This is a genomic window from Runella zeae DSM 19591 (genome assembly GCF_000423565.1).
In the GTDB taxonomy this organism is placed as follows: domain Bacteria; phylum Bacteroidota; class Bacteroidia; order Cytophagales; family Spirosomataceae; genus Runella; species Runella zeae.
In genome coordinates this window covers 82,508-100,719 of record NZ_AUIF01000044.1, presented here as the reverse complement: position 1 = coordinate 100,719, position 18,212 = coordinate 82,508, and the positions used below count along the sequence as shown (strand labels likewise).

The 18,212-nt window shown below is 40.8% G+C and carries 22 protein-coding genes; 15 read left to right on the top strand and 7 right to left on the bottom strand.

Annotated features, from left to right (window positions below; genetic code table 11):
• The coding region (locus tag G563_RS38660) for a hypothetical protein (RefSeq protein WP_211235272.1) at positions 1–235 on the bottom strand (235 nt) is incomplete at its 3' end.
• 358 nt (positions 236–593) lie between these two features.
• Here G563_RS38660 and G563_RS38055 point away from each other — a divergent pair.
• The 5 genes from G563_RS38055 (at position 594) to G563_RS0113925 (ending at position 4,796) form a co-directional block, all read left to right on the top strand.
• Positions 594–758, top strand: coding sequence for a hypothetical protein (locus G563_RS38055; RefSeq protein ID WP_157585319.1), 165 nt, complete (start codon positions 594–596; stop codon positions 756–758).
• A gap of 384 nt (positions 759–1,142) precedes the next feature.
• The gene (locus G563_RS0113945) at positions 1,143–1,676 is read left to right on the top strand and encodes a hypothetical protein (protein WP_028665855.1); all 534 of its coding nucleotides are present in this window, start codon (positions 1,143–1,145) and stop codon (positions 1,674–1,676) included.
• 641 nt (positions 1,677–2,317) lie between these two features.
• Entirely contained in the window at positions 2,318–3,121 is an 804-nt protein-coding gene (locus G563_RS0113935) for a sensor histidine kinase (protein ID WP_028665853.1), read from the top strand.
• 285 nt (positions 3,122–3,406) lie between these two features.
• Entirely contained in the window at positions 3,407–4,090 is a 684-nt protein-coding gene (locus G563_RS37005; protein WP_157585317.1) for a histidine kinase, read from the top strand.
• Positions 4,091–4,148: 58 nt separating this feature from the next.
• Positions 4,149–4,796 carry a response regulator transcription factor gene (locus tag G563_RS0113925; protein WP_028665852.1) on the top strand — a complete coding sequence of 216 codons (648 nt, stop codon included), beginning with the start codon at positions 4,149–4,151 and terminating at the stop codon, positions 4,794–4,796.
• Positions 4,797–4,865: 69 nt separating this feature from the next.
• On the opposite strand, the gene G563_RS0113920 is transcribed toward G563_RS0113925, so the two are convergent.
• The gene (locus tag G563_RS0113920) at positions 4,866–6,617 is read right to left on the bottom strand and encodes a DNA polymerase/3'-5' exonuclease PolX (protein WP_028665851.1); all 1,752 of its coding nucleotides are present in this window, start codon (positions 6,615–6,617) and stop codon (positions 4,866–4,868) included.
• Positions 6,618–6,934: 317 nt separating this feature from the next.
• Between G563_RS0113920 and G563_RS0113915 the strand changes: the two genes are divergently transcribed.
• From G563_RS0113915 to G563_RS0113905, 3 genes are all read left to right on the top strand, one after another.
• Positions 6,935–7,885: a DUF8428 domain-containing protein gene (locus G563_RS0113915; protein ID WP_028665850.1), complete on the top strand. Its 951-nt coding sequence runs from the start codon at positions 6,935–6,937 to the stop codon at positions 7,883–7,885.
• 155 nt (positions 7,886–8,040) lie between these two features.
• Positions 8,041–8,313: a 2TM domain-containing protein gene (locus G563_RS0113910; RefSeq protein ID WP_028665849.1), complete on the top strand. Its 273-nt coding sequence runs from the start codon at positions 8,041–8,043 to the stop codon at positions 8,311–8,313.
• 14 nt (positions 8,314–8,327) lie between these two features.
• Positions 8,328–8,612, top strand: coding sequence for a 2TM domain-containing protein (locus tag G563_RS0113905; RefSeq protein ID WP_028665848.1), 285 nt, complete (start codon positions 8,328–8,330; stop codon positions 8,610–8,612).
• A gap of 24 nt (positions 8,613–8,636) precedes the next feature.
• Here the strand turns inward: G563_RS0113905 and ung are convergent, their stop codons facing one another.
• Positions 8,637–9,302 carry a uracil-DNA glycosylase gene (gene ung, locus G563_RS0113900; protein WP_028665847.1) on the bottom strand — a complete coding sequence of 222 codons (666 nt, stop codon included), beginning with the start codon at positions 9,300–9,302 and terminating at the stop codon, positions 8,637–8,639.
• Positions 9,303–9,388: 86 nt separating this feature from the next.
• Here ung and apaG point away from each other — a divergent pair, with 86 nt between their 5' ends.
• From apaG to G563_RS0113885, 3 genes are all read left to right on the top strand, one after another.
• Complete coding sequence (gene apaG / locus G563_RS0113895) at positions 9,389–9,775, top strand: Co2+/Mg2+ efflux facilitator ApaG/CorD (RefSeq protein ID WP_028665846.1); 387 nt, start codon at positions 9,389–9,391, stop codon at positions 9,773–9,775.
• Between the two features lie 90 nt (positions 9,776–9,865).
• A complete protein-coding gene (locus tag G563_RS0113890; protein ID WP_229598506.1) occupies positions 9,866–10,627 on the top strand; it encodes an O-methyltransferase in 762 nt (253 codons plus the stop codon).
• A 94-nt stretch (positions 10,628–10,721) separates the two neighbouring features.
• Positions 10,722–11,162 (top strand): MarR family winged helix-turn-helix transcriptional regulator, encoded by a 441-nt coding sequence (locus G563_RS0113885; protein WP_028665844.1) that lies wholly within the window; start codon positions 10,722–10,724, stop codon positions 11,160–11,162.
• Here the strand turns inward: G563_RS0113885 and G563_RS34710 are convergent.
• Together G563_RS34710 and fmt are read right to left on the bottom strand one after the other, a co-directional pair.
• Positions 11,159–12,271 (bottom strand): MFS transporter, encoded by a 1,113-nt coding sequence (locus tag G563_RS34710; RefSeq protein WP_051210971.1) that lies wholly within the window; start codon positions 12,269–12,271, stop codon positions 11,159–11,161. The genes G563_RS0113885 and G563_RS34710 overlap by 4 nt on opposite strands.
• Positions 12,272–12,328: 57 nt before the next feature.
• The gene (fmt, locus tag G563_RS0113875) at positions 12,329–13,258 is read right to left on the bottom strand and encodes a methionyl-tRNA formyltransferase (RefSeq protein WP_028665843.1); all 930 of its coding nucleotides are present in this window, start codon (positions 13,256–13,258) and stop codon (positions 12,329–12,331) included.
• Between the two features lie 262 nt (positions 13,259–13,520).
• Here fmt and greA point away from each other — a divergent pair, with 262 nt between their 5' ends.
• Both greA and G563_RS0113865 read left to right on the top strand, forming a co-directional pair.
• Complete coding sequence (gene greA, locus G563_RS0113870) at positions 13,521–13,994, top strand: transcription elongation factor GreA (RefSeq protein ID WP_028665842.1); 474 nt, start codon at positions 13,521–13,523, stop codon at positions 13,992–13,994.
• Between the two features lie 385 nt (positions 13,995–14,379).
• Positions 14,380–14,733, top strand: a complete 354-nt coding sequence (locus G563_RS0113865; RefSeq protein WP_028665841.1) for a hypothetical protein — start codon at positions 14,380–14,382, stop codon at positions 14,731–14,733.
• Positions 14,734–14,797: 64 nt separating this feature from the next.
• Here the strand turns inward: G563_RS0113865 and ychF are convergent, their stop codons facing one another.
• Complete coding sequence (gene ychF / locus G563_RS0113860; protein ID WP_028665840.1) at positions 14,798–15,895, bottom strand: redox-regulated ATPase YchF; 1,098 nt, start codon at positions 15,893–15,895, stop codon at positions 14,798–14,800.
• Positions 15,896–16,088: 193 nt separating this feature from the next.
• The gene (locus G563_RS0113855; RefSeq protein WP_028665839.1) at positions 16,089–16,409 is read right to left on the bottom strand and encodes a DUF3276 family protein; all 321 of its coding nucleotides are present in this window, start codon (positions 16,407–16,409) and stop codon (positions 16,089–16,091) included.
• A gap of 267 nt (positions 16,410–16,676) precedes the next feature.
• Between G563_RS0113855 and G563_RS0113845 the strand changes: the two genes are divergently transcribed.
• Together G563_RS0113845 and G563_RS0113840 are read left to right on the top strand one after the other, a co-directional pair.
• A complete protein-coding gene (locus G563_RS0113845) occupies positions 16,677–17,123 on the top strand; it encodes a septal ring lytic transglycosylase RlpA family protein (RefSeq protein ID WP_028665838.1) in 447 nt (148 codons plus the stop codon).
• A gap of 69 nt (positions 17,124–17,192) precedes the next feature.
• On the top strand, positions 17,193–18,107 hold the full coding sequence (locus G563_RS0113840; RefSeq protein WP_028665837.1) for a DUF58 domain-containing protein: 915 nt from the start codon (positions 17,193–17,195) through the stop codon (positions 18,105–18,107).
• The last annotated feature ends 105 nt before the right edge of the window (positions 18,108–18,212 follow it).

Below are 18,212 nucleotides of genomic sequence, written 5' to 3'. Positions count from 1 at the left end.
CGCCTCCATAAAATTGTACTACTCGCTGATACTGCGATGGATTAATTTTAACATTTGTAAAGCGTGTGAAGGTATTGGCAGCATCTTTGTACACACTCTGTTGAGCAAGATGAAGCATATCCTCTTGAACAAGAGCAGAATAGCCGAACGGGGTGTCTTTCATGGAATAAATAGAATCATGCAAAACATCAATCTCCCCGCTGCGTGTCAGTATCTTTTTTTTTTCGACGATCATTACACGCACCGGTTTGGCTCTGTAGCAGGGCTTGACCAACCTTCTGCTTGATCATTTCAACCCTTACTTCTAAATCGTACAATGTGTGGCCCAAGGGCATTGATTCAAGTTTATCGTACTCGCAATCTATTAGTTTATGTAACTCTTCTCGTGTCATAGTTAAAAGAATGTAAATTACTAAGTTAAACGACAATTTGCAATGCACCCTTTGGGAAGGAGGTTTTCAACAACCAATAGTTGTTTTTTTGGGACAGCCTCATAGTTTGACTTATTGACCCTATTTTGCCGCTTTTGAGTAATAGATGCGCCTAAATGTATAGAATCTGATTTTATAATAAGATAATAGACTTAAGCTACTATGGCAGATTTACAAAATTTTGGTCACACACTTTGCAAAATACGGCTTGAAAAGAGCCTAAGTCTCGACACTATCGCCGATGATTTGGGCATAAGCAGAGAAGCCTATCGTAAAACAGAAAAACCAATCCACTATCGACCTAATAGAACCCGAACGGGACTTTAAGATAGATTGGATTGAATATCATAGCGACAAGTGTAAAATGTAGTAAAAGATAAGGCCACTGATACCAACAATGCCACGATAGAGCATTATGACCTATCCCCGAATAGCAACAGATGGTGATAGTGCAATAGTCAGCAAAGGTTGTAGCCACCTTCATTATGCAAGTTGGATTTATGTATATTAGCAATGTCTATTCCTTCCCCTATAGTTTTATCTTTTATGAATGAGAAGGGAAAATACAAACAAAAATACAGGCTTCATGGGAAAATATACCGTGGATATCCCCTCATAATAGGGGTTTTTTCCCCTATTATGAGAATTCCCAATAATATAATTTTGCAGTGTCAGATAGTTGATGTATAATTAAATCTAAACCCTATTGGTATGGCACAGAATAAATATGAAAAAATCTACGAGGCTATTACAGAAACAATAGCTTATCTTGAAAGTAGAGGCGAAGCTCTCAAAACATTAGATGCCAAACCCCCTATTTTGGATATTGAGTTCTTAACTGACTTACAAGGTGTGATAGAGATGGTAAGCACTTTAGGTACTTCTACAAGAACTGGAGGGGCGCTAATTGATATAGTTACTGCTAGGCGTTATCGGAAAAATTTTACTGATAAGTATGGAATACCAGAAGACCCTACCGCAAGATTTCAAAAGCGTATGGTAAAGGTTTCTGCTCCTCTTTTAAGGCAAGTTTTAGAACAAAAGGACGAGCAGGGCGCAAATTTAAATATTGATTTTATTCAGATATACCCCATCTTAAAAGATGATAAGAGCTCTTTCTCGTTACTACTTGTGGCAGAGGCAGGAGGTAGTCCTGTTATTCGTTCTAGAAGACACCCTCAAGGTGAACTGAATATATTAGAAGAATTAGAACCTTGTCCTCAACCTCCTTGCCCTGAGTTATAGAATGCCACTTTATTATGTTGTTTATGTATCTCTCTTATTAATAGGTCTTCTAGTTGGAGGGATAAAATTTGATAAACTTTCCCAAAGTAGCAGGTCTCTGTACTTGCTACTTTGGGTTACGTTGTTTACAGAAATTGTTGCTAAAGTATTTGCAAATATTTATAAAAATAATTTGATTGTATATCATTTTTTTACACCTATACAATATATACTTATTTCATTTTCTTTTAGTAAAGAATTGAGAATAAGCCCCAGATTACTAGGATTCAGTATAGGAGTTGTTTTGCTAATGAGTATTGTTTCTTTTCTTTACATGAAAGACTCTTATCCTTCCTACCCTAAAATTTTTTCCAATCTATTTGTGATTGCTTGGTGCATTTATTATTTATATAGTTTGTTGAAATATGCAGATGTTTATCCTTTTGTTCAATATCCCTTATTTTGGATAAGCATAGGGTTTTCTTTATATGCGATTACAACTTTGTTTAATTTGGGTGCTTTTAATTATATATCCACGTATGGCAACGAACTTGTATTTGCTATTTTTCGTTATACAAGGCTTATAGTAAACTACATTTTGTATAGTATATTTATCATTGTTTTCTTGATACCTCAACGGACTCTTGACAAAGAACAATAATGTGAATAGTAATATTGAAATAATTGCTTCTGCGATTGCAATATCTATTGTATTGATTGGGTTATTAATAGCAATCGTTGTTTTTGCTTCACTTTTCCAACGCCGCCAAACCCAAAACCGTCAAGAAAAACTAGCTATTCACGCCCAGTACCAGCAAGAAATCCTTCAGGCGCAGATTGAAATCCAGAATCAGACCCTAGCCCATGTGGGTAAAGAACTTCATGACAATATCGGTCAACTCCTCTCGGTAGCGCGGCTGCAACTCAATATCCTAGAATCAGAAGAAACACCTACACTTACTCAAGTAAAAGAAGTAAACGATGTAATAGCGCAGACTATTGATGAGCTACGCGCCCTCAGCAAAAGCCTTGACGGCGATTTTGTCAAAGATTTTGGCTTGGTCGAAAGTCTTTCACATGAACTAGGAAGGATTCGGCAAACCGGCAAATACCTCACCGAAATCATCCAACAAGGCGAACCTTATCGCTTAGAAGGTAAAAAAGAAATGGTAGTTTTTAGGGTAGTGCAAGAAATACTGAATAATATCCTCAAACACGCCGCCGCCAAAAATATCAAAATACTACTCCAATATCAGCCCGAAACGTTTGTGCTGATTGTACAGGACGATGGTCGGGGATTTGACAAAGCCCAAGTACTAGACAAAACCTTGGAGGTATCAGGGGCGGGGCTACGCAATATCCAACGCCGTACGGAGCTGCTAGGGGGCAATTGCCTGATTGAATCTACGCCGGGACTAGGTACCAAAGTACAGCTGCTGCTGCCTTCTCCCAAACCAATACCGTAAAAATCCCCTACTAAAACGGGAAATTTCCCCTTGGGATTCAAGCCTCTCCATTCTACTTTCGCTGTATCTGAAAAAGCTAGCTACTTTCACCTTTCTAGGGGCATTGTTTTGGCCACACCATTTTTGGCATTTTACAAATTTTGCTAGTTTTTGAGTGTTTTGAAGTGCCCACTATCCGTTCATAATTTTAATTGATTTTTTCGTTATCAACACCCCCCACAAGAAAAAGCAGTGGCTGATGCTACTTGGCTTTATTGTAGTATTTTATTAATATTGAAATACATTGTGAGACAACAACTAAATCGTCGGCCTAAGAATATTATTCTGATGAACAATTTCCAGCAGGAAGTACTAGAGGCGCAAGTGGAAATACAAAAACAGGCCTTTGAGCGTGTAGGCGCAGAACTCTACGACAATATCGGGCAGATGCTGTCGGTGGCTAAGTTGTATCTATACGCACTTGAAGATAGTCCACTTGATGACCAACAACAAGCCTATGTGAAGCAAACCAATGACATTGTAGGACAGTCGATTACGGATTTGAGGGCCTTGATTAGAAATTTGGAGTCTTACTTGGTTCAAGATTTTGATTTAAGTAGTAGTCTTGCATTAGAAATACAGCGCATCCGTAAAATAGACCAAAAAGAAATAGAATTGGTAGTGAAAGGGGGCGTTTATTCTTTAGGGTATGACAAAGAAATTGTGCTTTTTAGGAGCATTCAGCAATTGTTGTTTGTGGTTTGTGCCGCTTGTGAGCGTGCTCCATTGGCGATTTTATTACATTATAAGCCAGCCAAACTTGAGATTAGTATACAGGCAGAGCTTTGTGCTGATGCGCAAATAGAAAATTCAAAAGAGTGGACTCACATCCGACAACGTTTGGGATTGATTGAGGGGGTATGTAAGTTCGAAAATGTTGACGGTAAATCAGCCCTATTAGAGATGAAGATCTCAGTAGATGTTCTGTAAATTCAACGAAGAAACAACTCATAACCATAAAAAAGCTATACTACACCCTTTACTCCTTATGAAAACCACTCTTGCTATTGTAGACGACCACGAACTAATGGCCAAAGCGCTATCGGGATTGATACAAAAATACGAGGATTATGACGTAATGTATGAAGTGACCAACGGTCGCGAATTGCTCAATCGTATCAAACTCAAAATGATACCAGAAATAGTGCTCTTGGATATTAGCATGCCCGAAATGGACGGTTTTGAAACGGCTCTTTGGCTCAAAAACAATCACCCCGAAGTGCGGGTATTGGCACTTTCGATGAACGACAAAGAAGAATCAATCGTGGGGATGCTGCGCAATGGCGCGCGGGGCTATCTTCTGAAAGGCTGTAAACCTTTCGAACTCAAGCAAGCATTGGATGCTATAGTTCAAAAAGGATATTACTATACCGAATTTGTGACGGGACAATTGATTAAAAACTTAAATCCTGAACAAAACAGCAGCCCCGCCGCCAGCTTGGGTCTCAACGACCGTGAGATGGAGTTTATTAAATGGGCCTGTAGCGAACTTACTTACCAAGAAATTGCGGATAAGATGTGCGTAAGTCCCCGCACGGTAGATGGCTATCGGGAGGCGGTATTTCAAAAAATGGGGGTGAAAAGCCGCGTAGGAATGGTGATAGTGGCCATACGGCTCAAGCTAGTCGACATGTAACATAACTTCAAAAAACTAGTAAACCCTTCTAAATTTCAAATTCGGAAGGGCTTACTAGCCTGATGATTCCTATTTTTTGCGTTTTTGAAAATAACTTTCGATTTCGGTCAGTGAAAGGGCATTGAAAGTCATGGACTTGGTAAGCCCTCCTTTGCGTGCTACTCCTACGCCATAGTGCATATCATAATACCCTTCTTTTTCGTGGGCATCAGGGTTGATACTGAGCATAACGCCTTTTTCCATACAATAACGTATCCAGCGCCAATCTAAGTCTAGCCGCCAAGGGCTTGCATTGATTTCAATCACTACGCCATGTTGGGCACAAGAATCAATGATGGTTTTATGATCGATAGGATAACCCTCCCGAGCCAATAAGAGTCGCCCAGTGGGATGCCCCAAAATAGTGGTAAAGGGATTTTCGATAGCAGTAAGCAAGCGGCTCGTGGCTTTTTCGATACCCATATTGAGATTGCTATGTACAGAGGCTACTACATAGTCGAAGGTAGCAAGGATTTCTGAAGGATAATCGAGCGAACCGTCTCCCAAAATATCCGATTCTATACCTTTCAATATCTTGAAAGGTGCAAGTTTGTGGTTGAGGTGGTCTATTTCTTCGTGTTGAATTCGGATACGATCTTCGCGGAGGCCATTGGCATAAGCAGCTGATTGAGAGTGGTCGGCAATACCTAGATACTCAAAACCAAGTTCTTTACAAAATCTTGCCATCGTTTCGAGGCTATGTTTACCATCGGAGTAGGTACTATGATTGTGCAAGATACCTTTCAAGTCGTTCCAGGTAATAAGCTCGTCATTTTGATGTTGGGCGAGCCATTCCAATTCACCCCAGCCTTCGCGCATTTCGGGTACTACATAGGGTAGGTTGGCCTTTTGATAAATCGCCTCCACATTTTCTACGCTATCGCTATTGGCTATTTGGAAGAGTGTATGGCCAGAGGAGGTAACAAGTGCCAAATGTGCTTCGCTACTTTCAAAAATAAAACGGTCGTTTTCAAACTTTTCAGGGGCTGTAAATATAATTTCAACGTGAGCCTCTATGGTCTTTTTTACTTCGATTTCTTCGCCCTGTGGGGGAAGTTCGTCAGTAGAGGCAGTGCGGTCTCGTAAGGTGCCTCGCCATACAAAAGGAGAAGATTCTTTAGGATGCTGTACGAGCCATCCAAGTTGATTGATGGTATGCGCAGCCGCTACCGGAGACTCCGTCGCTACCAGAAGTTGGATGGTCTCGACAATTTCATTTTTGCGGGCTACATCTCCTGTAATCCCAACTTTGCTAAAATGTTTTTGCAATTCTTCCAAAACAATAGCCGCCAATGCTTCTCCTTTGTCCATACGAAGTTTGCCAGCTTGACTCTCCATGAATGCCAAAGAATCCAATATTTTTTGCTGCGTACCTGCCCCAAACCCTTTCAGTTTTGCGATTTGACCATTTTCGCACGCTTCTTTTAGGGCTTGGATAGATTCTATCCCCAAGTCACGCCAAATAGTACCAATTTTTTTGGGGCCAATACCCTTAATTTTGAACATTTCAAGTACACCTGCCGGCGTTTGGGCAATCAGTTCATCTAGTTCGGGCAAATGGCCTGTTTGGACTAATTGTACAATCTTCTGAGCCATGCTTTTACCGACTCCTTGGATTTTTACCAATTCTTCAACTGGTAACTCAGCCAAATTGGCGGTTTTGAAGCGATCTAAATTGAATGTAGCATTGGCAAGCGTGCGAGTTTTGAAAGTATCGGCATTATGAAGCTCCATAAGCTTCACGGTAAGTTCAAGGATTTCTACTATTTGGTCGTTTGACATGGCTTCTGACTCAAGTTAGGATGGAAATAGCCGTGAAGTTACGTCACAAAAGTTTGCGTTTAAAATCTTTCGACAAGCTTATACAAAAAAAAGCAGAGCGTTGAGATATGACAAACGAGCGCTAATTATACTAAATGAGAGTGTATTTGCTCGTTTTGGGAAAAAAGCTCTACATATTTATTGCTGAACTACCCTAGAATCAGGGTGGAACAGCTTTTTTTGAATAATGGCAGAACCATCCTAATTGATAATTTATAGATGACTCATTGCTTTACTTTCTATTTAACTCATGTTTCACTAATCAAACAATTACAATTATGGAAAGCAACCAGCAAAACAAGGGCACATTCGCTTGGGTAGGATTGGTTATTATGACGTTGGCCGCGGGGGCTTTTGGCTTTATGTATTTCGATAAGAAAGAGCTAGCTGAGAGCAAAGAGGTAGTCATCATGGAAAAAGCAAAAGAACTTGCTTTTACACAAACCAGATTAGATTCTGTCTCACGTTCACTAGATGCTAAAATTGCAGAAATTCAGCAACTAGGCGGTAATATCGAAGAGTTGACCAAGATGAAAGCCAAACTTGAAGCAGACAAAGCCTCTTTGCGAAAAAGTAATAAGTTTGAAATCGCCAAATACAACACAAAAATCAAAGAATATGAGCAGTTTTTGGCTGATAAAGACGTAGAAATAGCCAAGCTAAGAGAGGAAAATACGATGTTGGCTACCTCAAATCAAACTTTGACCAGCGAAAATACTACCCTAAAAACTGAGAAAGAGACATTGTCGCAAGAAAAACTTGCTTTGACCGATTCCGTAACGACTTATAATAGTCGTAACCGGGAATTGAGTGAAAAAGTGGCGATTGGAGCTGCTCTAAAAGCTGAAAACATTAAAGTGTTGGCCGTAACTCCTAAAGGAAAAGTGAAAGACAATGATTCTTATCGTGCCAAAAGAGTGGATAAAATCAAATTGCAGTTCACACTTCCACCCAATCCACTTACTGTACCTGAAGAAAAAGAAATCATTGTTAGAGTTCTTGACCCAGAAGGAGCTGTTATTTCGGATGAAGCCATGGGTTCAGGCAAATTCTCATGGAAAGGACAAGAAATGGTGTTTACTACCAAAGACCGTGTAGCTTATCAAAACACCAACCAGACCGTAGAAATGACTTATGACAATGCTCAACGCTTCCGTCCTGGGAAATATAGCGTAGAAGTATATGCAGAAGGATTCCGGATTGGTTCTAGCAACTTCACCATCAAGTAGATAAACTTGACTCTCCGATTTAGGGGATTCATCTATCAAAAAACGAATTCTATCAAAATGCGGTTGGGTATCCCCCAACCGCATTTTATTTTTGAATCATCAAACAACAGCCATCTTAATTGAACCAAAACAAAACCCTAAACTATCTTATTCACATGGAAACACCACGCGATCCCCAGCTTTGGAAAATGGCCAAAAAAAGAGCCGCTTTCAAGACGCATTTACTCATTTATTTGTTAGTCAATACGGGCCTCTGGACACTCTGGGCCGTAGGCGTATACATCAGAGGCGAAAGTTCTTATCCTTGGCCTATTTGGAGTTCGTTGGGGTGGGGAATCGGGCTAGTGTCTCACTACCTTAGTACTTACGCTCTCAACGAAAAAGAGATGATAGAGCGAGAGTATCAGAAATTACTTAACAAACAATAAACCTAGGCACAAATATGGACTCTCGGGACGAAAAACTTTGGAAAATAGCCCGCCGTCGCGCGCATTTTCAACGTGATTTGGTGTCTTATTTGTTTACAAATGCTATTTTGATTGTTATTTGGTATCTCACTAGTGGTTCTCATGGTTATTTTTGGCCAATCTGGGTTTTGGCTTTTTGGGGCATAGGAATACTGACTCAATACTACTGGGCCTATATCAAGCCTAGCGATTTGGACTTGGCCGAGAGAGAGTACCAAAAGCTAGTAGACCAACAAGACAGAGACAGAAATGGGAAATAATGCTCTCTTGTTTCTTCATACGTTTTACCACTCAATTTCGCTTAAGCCCTTGCTTTTTAGATAATGGTTGGTTTGACTAAAGTGTTTGTTGCCAAACCAACCTCCAGCATTGGCCGACATAGGAGAGGGGTGCTTTGATTTCAAAACAAAGTGCTTTTTAGGGTCAATAATGCGGCCTTTGTCTTGGGCATATTTCCCCCACAACAAAAACACCAAACCTTCTTTATTGTCATTTAATCGTTGAATGACCGCATCCGTAAATCGCTCCCAGCCGCGTCCTTGGTGCGAGCCTGGACTTGCTTCTCTCACCGTAAGGGTGGCGTTCAGTAAAAGCACTCCTTGTTCGGCCCAGCGTTCGAGATTACCAGTTTTAGGAAAAGGCTTTTCAAGGTCATTCTGAATTTCTTTAAAAATATTGATAAGCGACGGCGGCATCGGGATACCATCATTTACCGAAAAGCACAAGCCATTGGCTTGACCGCGCCCATGATAGGGATCTTGGCCTAGTATTACTACTTTTACTTGGTCAAAGGGACACTTGTCAAAGGCATTGAAGATAAGCTTTCCCGGAGGATAAACCTGCTGAGTCTTATATTGTTGTTTGACAAAGTCGATAAGTTCGGCAAAATAAGGCTGCTCAAATTCGGTTTGTAGGAGGGCTTTCCAGGAAGTTTCAATTTTAACGTCCATTTTTTCTATTTTTTGCGAAAAGTATTGGTTTTTTTAACTTATACAACCTAATTTTGGTTGTAAAGTTAGGAAAAGCCTTAGAAAACATGACATCAGCGATTACAGAAGGCGTACGAGTAAGCGTATTGACGCAATATCAGCCCGAATATTCGAGCCCGATGCAGGCCCATTTTGTGTTTACCTACCGTATCACCATCGAAAACCACAGTGAGCACACCATTCAGCTGTTGCGGCGGCATTGGTTTATTCATGATTCCAATGGTACTATGAGGGAAGTAGAAGGAGAAGGAGTAGTAGGTCAGCAGCCAATTCTTGAACCTGGCGAGGTGCATGAGTATGTATCGGGTTGTAATCTTCGGACTAGCATAGGAAAAATGGCCGGAACCTATCTCATGGAGCGTGTGATGGATGGTAAGCAGTTTAGAGTTACTATTCCTGAGTTTATGATGATTACGCCTTATCGTCTCAACTAAAATCCTTTCTTATTCATTTGTTATTGATCTTCCATTTTGCTTATTAGGTCTGCCTTCCGCTATTTTTTGAGTGCCCAAAACGAACACGGTTTGCATTCTCCTTTTGTGTTCGATTTGTATCTAAATACTATCAAAAAAGATCCCATTGATGCTGAGTTTGAGGTGATAGAGTCGATTCGGCAGCAGATGCTTCAAAGTCGACAGCAGCTTCGTATTACTGATTATGGCGCTGGCTCTAAAGTCAACGTTTCGCCTATTAGGGAGGTAAGAGATATTGCCCAAAACTCCAAAAAATCGGCCAAATTAGGACGGTTATTTTATCGACTAATAAAGCGATTTGACTACCAGCACATTTTTGATTTAGGAACGTCGCTGGGACTGACTACGCTTTATATGGCCGCCGCTAATCCTGACGCTCATATTACTACCTTTGAAGGCTGTCCCGAAACGGCAAAAGTAGCGGAACAAAACTTTCGGCGAGCACAGGAGGCTTACCAGACCACAAAACATGACATCGCCACTGATATTCGCATCATTACTGGAAATCTAGATTTATCACTCAAGTCACAGGTGGAAGCTTATTCTAAAATAGATTTTGCATTTTTTGATGCCAATCATCGCTACGAACCTACAATAAAATACTTTGAAACCTGCCTCACCAAAGCACATGAAAACAGCCTGTTTGTTTTTGATGATATTCACTGGTCCACCGAGATGGAAGCCGCTTGGGAATACATCAAAGCTCATCCTTCGGTTACGGTCACTATCGATTTGCTAGCGGTGGGTTTGGTTTTTTTTCGAAAAAAACAACCAAAACAAAATTTCATTTTGCGATGGGGATTTTGGCAATAGGTTTTGCTGCTTTTAAAAATCCTACGTTATTTTGTAAAACAATTATTAGCAGGCTAAAGCTTGCCATACAGCGACCCACATATTTGCTAAACCAATGACACATCCTTCCGACTCTCGGGCGTATTTTTTTAAGATTGATACCACTATCAAGAAAATCCGAAACGTTTTACAAAAGCGTTTTAATGAATCTGGCTTTGACTTAACGGTAGATCAATGGGTGCTGATTGACCACGTGGCTCGCAATCAGGGTATTAGTCAGAATACACTCGCAGAGCTTACTACCAAAGACGCTCCCACTGTAACTCGCATTTTGGATTTACTGGTCAAAAAAGGCCTTGTTGAGCGCCGTATGTCGGAAGAAGACAGGCGTAAGTTCAATATTTACCTTCAGCCAGAAGGAATTAAAACTTTTGAGACGGTATTGCCAGTAGTAAAAGAAATCCGCCGACAAGGCTGGGGAAGTCTCAATGAAGAAGACTACGCCCACTTTGTCAGAATTATGGATTCTATTTATCAAAACTTTAGTGAATACTAGGTGATTTTGCGGCTCAGGAGGAGCATCACGCTAAACAAACCCACCACAAAAAAAAGCGCAAATCGCAATCCTTGCCAATCTGCCAAGAAACCAATAACAGGGGGACCAAACAAAAATCCAAAATAACCTAATGTAGTGACCATCGCTAGCCCTACTCCATTGGGAAGAGATGGATGGTGACCTGCTTGGCTATACACTACCGGAATGATAGTCGAAAGCCCTAATCCCACTGCAAAAAGCCCTACAATAACGCCCCAAACCGACGAAAACGACAAGGCTACGATGAGTCCTAAAGTAGCAAGGAGAGAATTGAGAAAAATGAGTTTTCGATCGCCTAGCCAAGAGCGTACTTTATCTCCCCCAAATCTACCGAGTGTCATAGCCGCTGAGAAGGAAGACAAGCCCAGAGGAGCTAAAGCGTCGGTGGTGTTGATGACATTTTTGAGGTAGTTTGTACTCCAATCAGCCATAGCCCCTTCGCCTAGCATGGCACAAAAAGCAATAATTCCCATCAATAGGAGTGCCTTGCCGGGCCATACTAGTTTAAAACCTTCATCGGTAGGCTCGGTGGCGTCTTTGACCAAATAAGGAATACAAGCGATAGTGAGTACTAAGCAGGCACCAGAGACAATAAAAAAATGCGAATAAATGTCGTATTGTACAAAGAATGAGCTTGTAAGAGCTCCAAGCATCATCCCAATGCTAAAAATAGCATGAAACGACGACATCATAGGTTGAGCGGCGCGTTGCTCCAAGGCCACTGCTTGGGCATTCATAGCTACATCTAATGCTCCCGTAAAAAAACCAACAACATAAAAGAAAATACTAAGTTGCCAAGTATTGTGGGCTAAGGGAAATAGAAACAATGTCCCGCAAAACAATAATGCCGAAAGTGTAGTCGAAAACTTACTACCTCGCTGAGCCACGAGCCATCCTGTCAGGGGCATAGAAGTCAAAGATCCAATAGCGACACATAGCAATACAAGTCCCAAAGTGCTATTGGAAAGGTCAAATTGAGTTTGGATATGCGGCAGCCGGGTGCTCCAATTGGTATAAATATAACCACACACCAAAAAAATCAGACTAATGGCTAATCGGTGACGTATCATAGAGGAGATGATAATGAAAAAATGAAACTGCTTAATTGAGGGTAAATATACTTAGAGTTAGTGACTAGAAGGGAGTTTGGCACCGCGTAAAAACTCCTCGATTCCCATTCTTTTTTTACCTTCAAGTTGTAAATCTTCAATGGCTAGCCAACCATCGGAGGTTTTGAAATGAAGAAAAGTCTTGTGGTCGGTTTTCCATTGAAGTTCAGAAGGCTCTGTAGAAGTAGCAGCCACTGTGGCTCGAAAAATCTTGCAGGTTTTGCCGTTTAGGTAAGTCCATGCCGCTGGATAAGGCGACAGCCCTCTGATAAAATTGCGAATAGCTTCAGTCGATTGGTTCCAGTTGATTTCGCAGGTTTCCTTAAATATTTTGGGCGCATTTTTGATAACCTCCAAGTGGGGTTGGGGGACTTGGGGATAATCTCCCTCTTCGATGGCTCGCACGGTGCGTACTACCAACTCCCCGCCTTTGCGCATGAGTCGTTGGTAGAGAGTTCCCACATTGTCGTCAGGGTGAATCGGCTCGGTTTCTTGAAAAATGATTTTTCCAGTATCAATCTCATGTTCAAGAAAAAAAGTAGTGACACCGGTCTGTGTCTCACCATTGATAATAGCCCAATTGATAGGGGCGGCGCCACGGTATTGCGGGAGTAGGGAGGCATGCAAGTTGAAAGTGCCTTTGGGGGGCATATCCCACACTGCCTCAGGTAGCATTCTGAAGGCCACTACTACCTGTAAATCAGCATGGTAGCTTTTTAGTTCCTCCAAAAATTGCGGGTTTTTAAGGCGTTCGGGTTGGAGTATAGGGATTCCCTTTGAAAGGGCATACGCTTTGACGGGTGAGGGGGTGAGTTGGAGGCCACGTCCGGCGGGTTTGTCGGGAGCAGTCACTACTGCCACTACGTGGTAGTCGTTTTCAATAAGATTTTGTAAGCTCTCGACAGCAAATTCGGGAGTCCCCATGAAAATAATTCTGAGTTTTGCCATGTTTATTAGATTATCGGGATGTTTTTTTGGACGCAACCGTTATGAGTATTGATTTCGATTGCAAATATTGCTATTTTTGTCTTTCAAATTTCGACCATGAACCGACACACAAAATACTTTTCGGTCTTAAGGAAGAAGTGACAGATTCTACAATCACTTTGGTAGAGCGGTCATTTCACCGTTCTTTTTTTTTGCCCTAAAGTGAAGAAAATATTGCTACTATTACATAAAACCATTAACAATTAACGTATAAGAAAGCAAAATGGCTAAGATACAGTACTACACCGAAGAAGGTCTGAACAAGCTTAAGGCTGAGTTGCAAGACTTAAAAACGCGAGGACGTCAGGAGATAGCAAGGGCGATAGCTGAAGCTCGCGATAAAGGTGATTTGAGCGAAAATGCTGAATATGATGCAGCCAAAGAAGCCCAAGGGTTGCATGAGGCTAAAATTGCGAAGTTAGAGGAGATTTTGGGAAATGCACGAGTACTAGATGAGACATCAATTGACCTATCGCAAGTGTCGATTCTTTCAAAAGTAAAAATCAAAAACCGCAAAAACAACGCGGTAATGTCTTATATGTTGGTAGCAGAAGAAGAAGCCGACCTTAAACAAGGAAAGATTTCGGTAGGGTCTCCTATCGGAAGAGGTTTGCTCGGAAAAAAAGTAGGAGATGCCGCTCAAATCCAAGTTCCGGCAGGAATTATGGAGTTTGAGGTATTAGAAATCTCACGTTAAGACTAGATATATTTTGCAAAAAGTGGGTAGCTTCTTCGGGGAGGCTACCCATTTTTTGTTTTATACTAAAATTGTTTTTATACAATAATTAGTTCTAAAAACGAGCGACTGGAATGATTTTTTAGTGGATATTAATCAAATACTATTCTGACGATACCAATTATTTGTTATTGAAGGTTTTTTTGCTTAAACTTACTCTAAATGCAAACTATGATGTTGCTTTGAATAGTTAAATTTTTTATAAAAAAAATTATGAAATTAGGTATTATACTGCAATTATTGTTGAAATTTTAGCGTTTTAAGTATAAATGCTAAGTATTCCAAAATCAGAACACTAGAAAAAATGAACTATCAACCAACTATATTTCTCACACCCCATCTTTATATGACCAACGAGGAGGTGGCCATAGTAGATGGATTAATTGACCACGATGAAATGCCTCGGCAGTTTGACGCCGACCGGGTGATATCGTATTTTGAGGGTCAAAATTTCTGCCTTGTGCTATATTTCTCTAATCAAAATGATAGAGGATTTCAGAAATATGTAGTCAACGATTTTTCGGTGAATATCGAAGAAATGTATATGCTCTCCAATTCTTTTAGTAAAATGATTGAACAGGGTTACAGTATTCATTTGTTGAGTCAAGCCAAAAATCGTATCGACAATGTCATTCATATGGCAGGCACATTCCGAGCTTTGTTTGGCAAAAAGCAACCCGACGAAATGGCCCAGTGGTAAACGCAATAAAGGCTCAAAAATTCAGATTTTTGAGCCTTTATTGTAAATAGTAATCTTAGTAGATTTAGACGTTGAAACGGAAGTGCATGATATCACCGTCTTGTACTACGTATTCTTTTCCTTCTACCGAAATCTTCCCTGCTTCACGACAACCCGCTTCTGTTTTGTATTGAGCATAGTCAGCGAGCTTAATCACTTCTGCCCGAATAAAACCTCTTTCAAAATCGGTGTGAATGACACCCGCCGCTTGCGGGGCTTTCCAGCCACGTTGGATTGTCCAGGCACGTACTTCTTTGACACCCGCCGTGAAATAAGTAATCAAATTGAGAATGGAGTAAGAAGCTCTAATGAGTTTGTTGAGACCCGACTCGCTCAAACCATATTCTCCCAAAAACATGATTCTTTCGTCGGGGTCTTCCATTTCGGCAATTTGTGATTCTATAGCCGCACACAATACGATTACTTCGGCATTTTCTTCGGCTATGGCAGCTTTGAGCTGCTCTACGTACTCATTGCCGGTGAGGATAGAGTTTTCGTCGACATTGGCCACATAAATCACCGGTTTGATGGTGAGTAGTTGGAGGTCGGCGATAGTGGCTTTTTCTTCTTCTGAGAGTCCAACGGCTCTTACACTTTTGCCCTGTAGTAAGGCGCTTTTGACCCGATTCAGAATATCTAATTCGACTTTGGCTTTGGCATCGCCTACGCGTGCCGCTTTTTCGACACGGCTAAACTTCTTTTCGATTGATTCTAAATCTTTCAATTGAAGTTCTAAATCGATGATTTCTTTGTCACTTACAGGATTGACACGTCCTTCGACGTGAACGATGTTGTCGTCCGAGAAGCAGCGTACTACATGTATGATAGCGTCTACCTCTCGAATATTCGCTAAAAATTGATTACCTAGTCCTTGACCTTTGCTGGCACCTCTCACAAGCCCCGCGATATCCACGATTTCGACGATAGTAGGAACCAGTTTTTGAGGTTTTACTAAGCCCTCTAATACCTGCAAGCGTTCGTCGGGCACCTCTACTACGCCTACGTTGGGTTCGATGGTGCAAAAGGGGTAATTGGCGGCCTCAGCTTTGGCACTAGATAAAGCACTAAAAAGGGTAGATTTGCCGACGTTGGGCAATCCCACAATACCACATTGAAGAGACATTTCTGGATTTAATAGTTTGGAATTTGAGGTTTATACAGATACCTCAAAAGAGTTATGGATGATTGTGATGAAGTAAGGTTGAGTATTGCTTCATCAAAACGCCCGCGAAATTACGATTTTTAGAGATAGCTACAAAATCGAAAGGCCTCTAGTAAGAACTAGAGGCAAGATATATAATTTAATAACTTAGGGATTATTCCCACTTCAAATCGCTCCCAGTGTAATCTTCTTCTTCGCGAACGGCATACTGAGAAAAGTCAACATGAGGCATCAACTCTGATTTGATGTGATCTACAGTTTCTTGGAGAGCATCTACAAACTTGTCAAAATCCTCTTTGTAAAGAAACATCTTATGCTTTTCATAAGCAAATCCGTCTCCTTGAGGAAAACGACGACTCTCTGTGATGGTTAGGTAGTAATCATTAGAACGTGTCGAACGCACATCAAAAAAGTAGGTTCTTTTGCCGGCTTTTACGCGCTTAGAGTAGATTTTTTCTCTGTCTTTATCTTCCACTATCCTTATAAGGTTTTAGGTGTATCCAAACGCTAAAGTACGGTTTTTGTTGCTTGCTATCAAAATTTTCTTAAAATAAAGTTATGGGTTTTTACGTTGTTACTTTTACGCCTTTAAAAGCAAATTTGTAAAAAACATAGATTCTATTACTTTTTTGCTTAATTTTCAGCCCCAATTCCAAAAAGGGGTTGCATTTTTTTGAGTAGGCTTCGAGGGAAAAGCTCAGTGGGAAGACCATTTATTGTAGAATTAAACCCGAAAAAACCTATGTATTCGACTACATTTTATGTACTTTTATTGTTGTCGTTTTTGGGAAACAATCCAGCTTCGGCACAATTATTGGGTAAAGAAGAACAGGGAACAGCATCTTTTTATGCCCAAATGTTTAATGGACGCAAGACCTCCTGCGGCGAAAAATTTAATCATAAAGAATTAACAGCTGCACATCGGTCGCTTCCTTTCAATACCATGATAGAAGTTACCAATCTATCAAACAATCGCTCGGTGATAGTACGCGTCAACGATCGAGGGCCTTATCATCATACAAGGCTGATTGATTTGACCCGTGCCGCTGCCGAACATATCGGTATCCTCAGGTCTGGAATCGCCAACATTAAATTGAGGGTAGTAGGTATGGAAGGTATGGTTTTGTTGGGCAAAAACGAAATCATCACTGACACGGGCGATATTATAGAAAAGGTGTTTTCGCATTAATAATCCTCCAACTAAATCGTTAATCAAAAAACGACTTAGTATTGCACCTTTCAATCTTAACATCACATCATGAGCACCCGTAATTTAGACATCGCAAGCGTAAGACAATACGGAAATTTAGAGTTTTTGGCTCGGCAGCTTGTCGAGGGTTTTATTACGGGGCTTCACAAATCCCCTTTTCATGGATTTTCGGTAGAGTTTGCGGAGCATCGCTTGTACAATACTGGCGAAACTACCCGACACATTGATTGGAAGGTATTTGCCAAAAGCGACCGTCTTTTTGTAAAACGCTACGAAGAAGAAACCAACTTGCGGTGTCATTTGCTAGTGGATACCTCCTCTTCGATGTATTATCCTGAGCCTAATCACGATAAAATCACCTTCAGCGTCATGGCGGCGGCGGGGATTGCCAACTTGCTACAGCGGCAAAAAGATGCTGTTAGTCTCACTACTTTTTCGGAAGGAGTAGAAGTGCAGACTCCTGTCAAATCTACACCATCGCATGTGCACAAGATATTTTTGGAGCTAGAACAAGTGCTCCAAAAACCTAAAACGCAACGTAAAACTACCGTAGCAGACGTACTACACGAAATTGCCGAAAAAATCCATAAACGCTCATTGGTAGTTATTTTTAGTGATATGTTTGAAGATGTCAATCAAGCTGACAAAATCTTTTCGGCGATGCAGCATCTAAGACATAATCTCCACGAAGTACTTTTGTTTCATGTGACTGACCGCCGTACCGAAGAAGAGTTTGCTTTTGATGATCGTCCTTACGAATTCATTGATTTGGAATCGGGCGAACGCGTAAAGATTCAGCCCGGACAAGTCAAAAAACAGTACCAAGAAGCCGTCAAGAAGTATTATCAGGAGCTACGCCTTAAGTGTGGTCAGTATAAAATTGATTTTATTGAAGCTGATGTAGCCAAAGGTTATGACCAGATTTTGTCGGCTTACTTAGTGAAGCGTAACAAGATGAGATGATGAGAAAATAGGCAGGAAATAGAAGAGTTTGTATTTGCCTTTAAATAAGAGAATATTGATTCTGTGATTAATAAAACCAGGATGTCGGCCAATAGTTTTATTATT

Bases quoted from the DNA above. Each gene is read 5' to 3' on its own strand.
- greA (WP_028665842.1), top strand. From the start codon at position 13,521: ATGGCTAAGATACAGTACTACACCGAAGAAGGTCTGAACAAGCTTAAG.
- G563_RS0113920 (WP_028665851.1), bottom strand. From the start codon at position 6,617: ATGTCAAACGACCAAATAGTAGAAATCCTTGAACTTACCGTGAAGCTT.
- G563_RS38055 (WP_157585319.1), top strand. From the start codon at position 594: ATGGCAGATTTACAAAATTTTGGTCACACACTTTGCAAAATACGGCTT.
- apaG (WP_028665846.1), top strand. From the start codon at position 9,389: ATGACATCAGCGATTACAGAAGGCGTACGAGTAAGCGTATTGACGCAA.
- G563_RS0113905 (WP_028665848.1), top strand. From the start codon at position 8,328: ATGGACTCTCGGGACGAAAAACTTTGGAAAATAGCCCGCCGTCGCGCG.
- G563_RS0113840 (WP_028665837.1), top strand. From the start codon at position 17,193: ATGAGCACCCGTAATTTAGACATCGCAAGCGTAAGACAATACGGAAAT.
- ung (WP_028665847.1), bottom strand. From the start codon at position 9,302: ATGGACGTTAAAATTGAAACTTCCTGGAAAGCCCTCCTACAAACCGAA.
- G563_RS0113945 (WP_028665855.1), top strand. From the start codon at position 1,143: ATGGCACAGAATAAATATGAAAAAATCTACGAGGCTATTACAGAAACA.
- G563_RS0113885 (WP_028665844.1), top strand. From the start codon at position 10,722: ATGACACATCCTTCCGACTCTCGGGCGTATTTTTTTAAGATTGATACC.
- ychF (WP_028665840.1), bottom strand. From the start codon at position 15,895: ATGTCTCTTCAATGTGGTATTGTGGGATTGCCCAACGTCGGCAAATCT.
- G563_RS0113925 (WP_028665852.1), top strand. From the start codon at position 4,149: ATGAAAACCACTCTTGCTATTGTAGACGACCACGAACTAATGGCCAAA.
- G563_RS0113865 (WP_028665841.1), top strand. From the start codon at position 14,380: ATGACCAACGAGGAGGTGGCCATAGTAGATGGATTAATTGACCACGAT.
- G563_RS0113915 (WP_028665850.1), top strand. From the start codon at position 6,935: ATGGAAAGCAACCAGCAAAACAAGGGCACATTCGCTTGGGTAGGATTG.
- fmt (WP_028665843.1), bottom strand. From the start codon at position 13,258: ATGGCAAAACTCAGAATTATTTTCATGGGGACTCCCGAATTTGCTGTC.
- G563_RS0113910 (WP_028665849.1), top strand. From the start codon at position 8,041: ATGGAAACACCACGCGATCCCCAGCTTTGGAAAATGGCCAAAAAAAGA.
- G563_RS0113845 (WP_028665838.1), top strand. From the start codon at position 16,677: ATGTATTCGACTACATTTTATGTACTTTTATTGTTGTCGTTTTTGGGA.
- G563_RS34710 (WP_051210971.1), bottom strand. From the start codon at position 12,271: ATGATACGTCACCGATTAGCCATTAGTCTGATTTTTTTGGTGTGTGGT.